At 65.1% G+C, this 972-nt stretch carries 1 protein-coding gene; it reads right to left on the bottom strand.

Annotated features, from left to right (window positions below; translation table 11 throughout):
- On the bottom strand, positions 1–902 hold a 902-nt coding region (locus tag RB628_RS40890; protein ID WP_318325705.1), incomplete at its 3' end, for an SPFH domain-containing protein.
- Between the last annotated feature and the right edge of the window lie 70 nt (positions 903–972).

The following is a 972-nucleotide window of genomic DNA, read 5'->3' as shown; positions in this document are numbered from 1 at the left end:
TTCTCGCGGGTGGCCGGCGACTGGGGCAGCACCTCGGTGAAGGCGCGGGACACGCCCTGGAGCGCGGAGGTGATCTCGCTGGGGATCACCCAGAAGTTGTTGCCCGAGCCCTGCGCGAGTTGGGGCAGCGTCTGAAGGTACTGGTAGGCGAGCAGCTTGGGGTCGGGGTCGTTGCGATGTACGGCCTGGAACACCTCGTCGATGGCCCGGGACTGGCCCTCGGCCTGGAGGATCGCAGCAGTACGGTTACCCTCCGCGCGCAGGACGGCGGCCTGTTTGTCGCCTTCGGCGGTGAGGATCTGCGACTGGCGCTGTCCTTCGGCCCCGAGGATCGCGGCCCGCTTGTCCCGCTCGGCTCGCATCTGCTTCTGCATCGCGTCCTTGATGGACTGCGGCGGGTCGATGGCTTTGATCTCCACCCGGTTGACCCTCAGCCCCCACTTGCCGGTGGCCTCGTCCAGCACGCCACGGAGCTGGTTGTTGATGGTGTCCCGGGAGGTGAGGGTCTTTTCCAGGTCCATGGATCCCACGACGTTGCGCAAGGTGGTCACGGTGAGCTGTTCGACCGCCTGAAGGAAATTCGCGATCTCGTAGAAAGCCGCTCGTGGGTCGGTCACCTGGAAGTAGAGCACGGTGTCGATCTCGACGACCAGGTTGTCCTCGGTGATGACCGGTTGCGGTTTGAAGGAAACGACCTGTTCCCGCAGATCGATCACCGGATGAACGCGGTCGACAAAAGGGATGACGAGGCTGAGGCCGGGATCCAGGGTCCGGTGGTAGCGGCCGAGCCGCTCGACGTTGCGAGCGCGTGCCTGGGGCACGATACGGACCGCCCGCACCACGGTGAAAACCGCGATCAGCGCGATGATCAGGCCGGCGATGAGGAACGCTGAGGTTTCCATGGCTTCAGTCCCGGGGGTAGACGATCGCGGTGGCGCCGCTGATCTCCATGACGTCGACGGTCTTTCCAGG

Source organism: Streptomyces sp. ADMS (assembly GCF_033441795.1).
Classification (GTDB): domain Bacteria; phylum Actinomycetota; class Actinomycetes; order Streptomycetales; family Streptomycetaceae; genus Streptomyces.
This window is presented reverse-complemented; position numbering and strand designations above follow the sequence as displayed.